General features: G+C 46.4%; 1 tRNA gene and 1 rRNA gene. Both read right to left on the reverse strand.

Going from position 1 to position 386, the window contains the following annotated elements:
* Positions 1–103 (reverse strand): 16S ribosomal RNA (locus tag JMN17_RS21535); the annotation flags it as partial.
* A 168-nt stretch (positions 104–271) separates the two neighbouring features.
* Positions 272–347 (reverse strand) — tRNA-Ala (locus JMN17_RS21540).
* Positions 348–386 lie beyond the last annotated feature (39 nt).

Genomic DNA, 386 nt, shown 5'->3' on the forward strand with positions numbered 1-386 from the left:
CGCCGCTAACATCAGGGAGCAAGCTCCCATCTGTCCGCTCGACTTGCATGTATTAGGCACGCCGCCAGCGTTCGTCCTGAGCCAGGATCAAACTCTCCGATAAAGTAGTTTGACTGACTACGCACATTGCTGTGCGATTTATAAAAAATGAATTAACAGGTACGTTTTGTCTTGTTTAGTTTTCAAAGATCATTTCGTTTGTTCGCTTTGTTAAAGCAACTTTATTAGTATACAATGCTACTTCTTCAAAGTCAACAACTTTTTTAAAAAATGGTGGAGCCTAGCGGGATCGAACCGCTGACCTCCTGCGTGCAAAGCAGGCGCTCTCCCAGCTGAGCTAAGGCCCCATTGAAATGGTCGGGAAGACAGGATTCGAACCTGCGACC

The organism is Bacillus sp. RHFS10 (assembly GCF_016757475.1).
Taxonomy (GTDB): Bacteria; Bacillota; Bacilli; order Bacillales; family Bacillaceae; genus Bacillus; species Bacillus subtilis_G.